Origin of the sequence: Micromonospora acroterricola, from assembly GCF_003172955.1 — a bacterium.
Classification (GTDB): Bacteria; Actinomycetota; Actinomycetes; order Mycobacteriales; family Micromonosporaceae; genus Micromonospora; species Micromonospora acroterricola.
Genome location: NZ_QGKR01000058.1, coordinates 1 through 4,868, shown reverse-complemented (window position 1 = coordinate 4,868; position 4,868 = coordinate 1). Strand labels below are relative to the sequence as shown.

Below are 4,868 nucleotides of genomic sequence, written 5' to 3'. Positions count from 1 at the left end.
CACCACTCCCGCCCCCGTCAGGAGTCCCGATGCACCGACGTCGACACGGCTCGGCGGTCCTCGCCCTCGGCCTGGTCGCCAGCCTGCTCGTCCCCACCACCGTGACGGCCCCCCCGGCCGTCGCCGCCCCGTCCGGCGCCAAGAAGGTCATCGTCCAGGTCTTCGAGTGGAACTGGCCCTCGGTGGCCAGCGAGTGCCAGAGCACGCTCGGCCCGAAGGGCTACGGCTACGTCCAGGTGTCACCCCCGCAGGAACACGTGCGGGGCAACCAGTGGTGGCTGGCGTACCAGCCGGTCAGCTACCGGATCGAGTCCCGCAAGGGCACCCGCGCCCAGTTCCAGTCGATGGTGAACACCTGCCACGCCGCCGGGGTCAAGGTGATCGTCGACGCGGTGATCAACCACATGTCCGGACAGGACGCCGGCGGCACCGGCTGGGCCGGCTCGCCCTACTCCCACTACGACTACCCGGGCATCTACCAGACCCAGGACTTCCACCACTGCGGCCGCAACGGCGGCGACGACATCGCCAACTACAACGACCGGTACGAGGTGCAGAACTGCGAGCTGGTCAACCTCTCCGACCTGAAGACCGAGTCGGACCACGTCCGCACGAAGATCGCCTCGTACCTCAACGACCTGCTCTCCCTCGGCGTGGACGGGTTCCGGCTGGACGCCAGCAAGCACATGCCGGCCGCCGACATCGCCGCGATCAGGGGCAAGCTGTCCCGCTCCGCGTACATCGTGCAGGAGGTGATCCACGGCGCCGGCGAGCCGATCCAGCCGACCGAGTACACCGGAAACGGCGACGTGCACGAGTTCCGCTACGGCAAGGACCTGGCCCGGGTGTTCCGCTCGGAGCGGCTGGCGTACCTGCGCAACTTCGGCGAGGGTTGGGGGCATCTGCCCAGCGGACCGTCCTCGGTGTTCGTGGACAACCACGACACCCAGCGCGACGCCGGCGGGGTGCTCACGTACCGGGACCGGGGCATCTACGCCCTGGCGAACGCCTTCATGCTGGCCTGGCCGTACGGCTCGCCGACCGTGATGTCCAGCTACACCTTCAGCAACCGGGACGCCGGCCCGCCCTCGGACGGCGCCAACAAGACGCTCAACACCACCTGCTACTCGGGCTGGGAGTGTGAGCACCGCTGGCCGGTGATCGCCAACATGGTGGGCTTCCGCAACGCCACCGAGGGCGCCGGCGTGGCCAACTGGTACGACAACGGCAACAACCACATCGCGTTCAGCCGCAGCGGCAAGGGTTTCATCACGGTCAACGACGAGGACTCCGCGGTGAACGGCCGCTCGTACTTCACCGGGCTGCCCGCCGGCCGGTACTGCGACGTCATCCACGGCACGTACGCGGGCGGCACGTGCAGCGGGCCGGTGATCACGGTGGACGGTGGCGGTTGGTTCGCCGCCACCGTGCCGGCGCACGACGCCGTGGCCATCCACATCGGCGCACGGGTCTGAGTCGCCGGGGCCCCCGGCCGGTATCGCGGAACCGGGGGCCCCGGACCACCGACGGACGTAGAGTGGTTTGGTGTCGTTTGACCGAATGAACCCGTCTCGCCATCGGGGCGGGTGGGTGGCCGTCGCCGTCGCCGTGGCCGCGCTGCTGATCGCCGCGCTGCTGGTGGGCCAGGCCCTCACCCCCCGCTCGGCGGCCCCCGACCAACCACGTGCGGCGGCGCTCGACCCGACGCCGAGCAGCATCGAGCAGAGCCCGGAGGAGTCGCCGCCGGCGGCCGCGCCCGCCCCGGACGGGCTGCCGGTCGTCGACTACGACCCCGCGCCCAAGGGTTTCCCCGCCGATCCGGCCACCATGGACACCACGCCGATGACCGAGGGTGTGCACCCCACGCGGCGGATCGCCGCGTACGACGCGCCCGGCGGGCGGCCGCTGGCCTTCCTCGAACCGACGCTCGCCGGTGTCGAGCTGACCGTGCCGATCGCCGAGCGGCGGGTCGGCTGGACGGCCGTCCTGCTCCCCTCGGCCAACCGGCGGCTCGCCTGGCTGCCGCCCGGCGGGTTCGACATCGTCGCGCTGCGCGACCAGATCGTGGTGGAGCGCAAGGTGCACCGGCTCACCTGGTACCGGGCTGGCAAGGCCGTGCGCTCCTGGGAGACCAGCCTCGGCCAGCCGGGGCAGGAGACCCCGCTCGGGCGGACCTTCATCCTGGGCCGCACCCCACCACCGCAGGACGTCTACGGCGGCGTGGACATCTACGCCCTCGGCTCGGTGCCCGACGACCCGAAGGCGGTGCCCACGGGGCTGCGCGGCGCGCACATCGGGCTGCACAGCTGGTACAACGACGACGAGCTGGGCCAGAACACCACCAACGGCTGCATCCGGGTCACCCGCAGCGGCCAGCGAGAACTGCTCGCCGAGGTCCGCCCCGGCAGCAGTCTGGTGGTGGTCGACCAACTGCCCACCCCGCCGCCGACGGCCTGAGCGGCGTCGCTCACTCGCCAGCAGCCAGCCGTTCTGCTCGGCGATACGGACCGCTGCGGCCAGCGCGCCACGGACCAGCGCCTGGTCATCGGCGAGCAGCAGCCGGATCGGCGCAAAAGATCCGCGAGCCGAGCCAGGCGGCGAGCCCGGACAGCAGCCAGACGTGCACGGCCCCGCCCGGCTGGAGGAGGAATTCCACGCACGGCAGTGGGTAACCGCCGGCCCGGACGCCGCGACACCGGGAGGACGCGATGGGTGCCACGCCGCAGGGCCGGGTCGACACGGTCGTGCTGATCCACGGGCTCTGGATGACCCCACGCAGCTGGGAGGGGTGGGCGCAGCGGTACGCGGCCCGGGGCGTGCGGGTGCTCGCGCCCGCCTGGCCGGGAATGGACCGGGACGTCGAGCGCCTGCGCGACGACCCGGGGCCGATCGCGGAGCAGAGCATCGCCGGGATCGTCGCGCACTACGACGGGCTCATCCGGGCGCTGCCCGGTCCGCCCATCATCATGGGGCACTCGTTCGGTGGACTGATCACCCAGATCCTGGTCGACCGGGGCCTCGGCGCGGCGGCCGTCGGCGTGGCCCCCGCCCCGGTCAAGGGTGTGCTGAAGCTGCCCCTGAGCACCCTCCGCTCGGGCTTCGCGATCCTGCGCAACCCCGCCAATCGCAACCGGGCCGTGCCGTTCACCCCCGACGACTTCCACTACGCGTTCGGGAACACGATGAGCCGGGCCGACTCCGACCGGGCCTGGCAGCGCTACGCCGTCCCGGGCGCCGGGCGGGTGTTCTTCGAGGGCGCGTTCGCCAATCTCGACCCGACCTCGCCCGCGAGGGTGGACAACGGGCGCAACAACCGCGCGCCGCTGCTGCTGATGGCCGGGGAGCTCGATCACGTGGTGCCTCCGTCCCTGGCGCGCTCCAACGCCGGGCTCTACCAGAAGTCCCGGGCGCTCACCGCGTACCAGGAGTTCCCCGGCCGGTCACACTTCACCGTCGGGCAGGACGGCTGGGAGGAGATCGCCGACTACGCGCTGGACTGGGCGCTGCGCGCGGCGGCCCTGCCCCGGGAGGCCACCATCGCCAGCGAGACCCCACGCCGCTGAGCCTCCACGGTGCCGGTACGCGCTTCCACGGTGCCGGCCCGCCGTCGAGCGCATGGGCGGGCCGACCGGGGGTAACGGGGGAGGATGAGGGCGAGCTTCCGGCTTGGCCGGATCGCGGGCGTACCCGTCGGCGTCAACTGGAGTGTCCTGGTCATCTTCGCGCTGATCGCCTGGGGGCTGGCGGCGAACCAGTTCCCCCGGTCCTACCCCGATCGGTCCCCGGTGGCGTACACCCTCGCCGGGCTGGCGGCGGCGGTGGTCTTCTTCGTCGGCCTGCTGGCCCACGAGGTGTCCCACGCGATCGTCGCCAAACGCAACGGGCTGGATGTCGGGGGCATCACCCTCTGGCTGTTCGGCGGGGTGGCCGAGCTGAAGGGCGAACCCCGCGACCCGGGCGCGGAGCTGCGGATCTCCGGGATCGGGCCGCTGGTCAGCCTGCTGCTCGGGGCCTTCTTCGGCGTCATCGCCGCGCTGCTCGCGCTGGCCGGGCAGGGTGGCCTGCTGCTCGGGGTGCTGGCCTGGCTGGCCGGCATCAACGTGCTGCTGGCGGTCTTCAACGTGCTGCCGGCCGCGCCGCTGGACGGCGGTCGGCTGCTGCGCGCCGCCGTGTGGAGGGCCACCGGTGACCGGACCAGGGCCTCCGTGGTCGCCGCCCGCGCCGGTTGGGTGCTCGGCGCGCTGCTGATCGGTCTCGGGCTGTGGCAGTTCCTGTCCGGGGTCGGGTTCGGCGGGCTCTGGCTGGCGCTGATCGGCTGGTTCCTGATCGGGGCCGCCGGGATGGAGGAGCGGCAGGCCCGCACCGGCAGCGCGCTGCGCGGAATCCGGGTCGGCGACGTGATGACCCCGCAGCCGCAGACCGCCTCGGCGGAGATGACGGTCGCCGACTTCGTCGACCACTACCTGTTCGCGTACCGGCATTCGGCGTTGCCGCTCACCGAGGAGGGCCGGCCCACCGGCCTGGTCACCCTGGACCGGGTGCGGGGCGTACCGGCCGACCGGCGGGCGTCGACCAGGCTGGCCGAGGTGGCCTGCCGGGCCGACCAGCTGGTCCTCGCCGAGCCGGGTGAGGAGCTCAACGACCTGCTCCCCCGGCTCAGTGAGTGCGCCGACGGCCGGGCCCTGGTGGTGACCGACGGCCGCCTGGTGGGAATCGTCTCACCGAGCGACATCAGCCGCGCCGTCCAGCGCGGCACCCTCCGCACCAACCAACCCGCCCCGGCCGCACCCCGCTGATCAGCCCCAGGCCCTGCCGGGTTGATCATGAAGTTAGCGGCGCGACACGCCGAGATGAGCGCCGCTAACTTC

At 72.5% G+C, this 4,868-nt stretch carries 4 protein-coding genes; all 4 read left to right on the top strand.

Translation table 11 applies throughout. The annotated features are described in order from the left end of the window. The first annotated feature begins 29 nt into the window (after positions 1-29). The 4 genes from DKT68_RS00840 (at position 30) to DKT68_RS32330 (ending at position 4,796) form a co-directional block, all read left to right on the top strand. Positions 30-1,475 (top strand): alpha-amylase, encoded by a 1,446-nt coding sequence (locus DKT68_RS00840; RefSeq protein ID WP_109815527.1) that lies wholly within the window; start codon positions 30-32, stop codon positions 1,473-1,475. A gap of 70 nt (positions 1,476-1,545) precedes the next feature. Beyond that, entirely contained in the window at positions 1,546-2,457 is a 912-nt protein-coding gene (locus DKT68_RS00835) for a L,D-transpeptidase (RefSeq protein ID WP_236646655.1), read from the top strand. 251 nt (positions 2,458-2,708) lie between these two features. Then, positions 2,709-3,563, top strand: coding sequence for an alpha/beta hydrolase (locus tag DKT68_RS00830; RefSeq protein ID WP_109815525.1), 855 nt, complete (start codon positions 2,709-2,711; stop codon positions 3,561-3,563). An 84-nt stretch (positions 3,564-3,647) separates the two neighbouring features. Next, positions 3,648-4,796: a site-2 protease family protein gene (locus DKT68_RS32330; protein WP_109815524.1), complete on the top strand. Its 1,149-nt coding sequence runs from the start codon at positions 3,648-3,650 to the stop codon at positions 4,794-4,796. Positions 4,797-4,868: the final 72 nt, after the last annotated feature.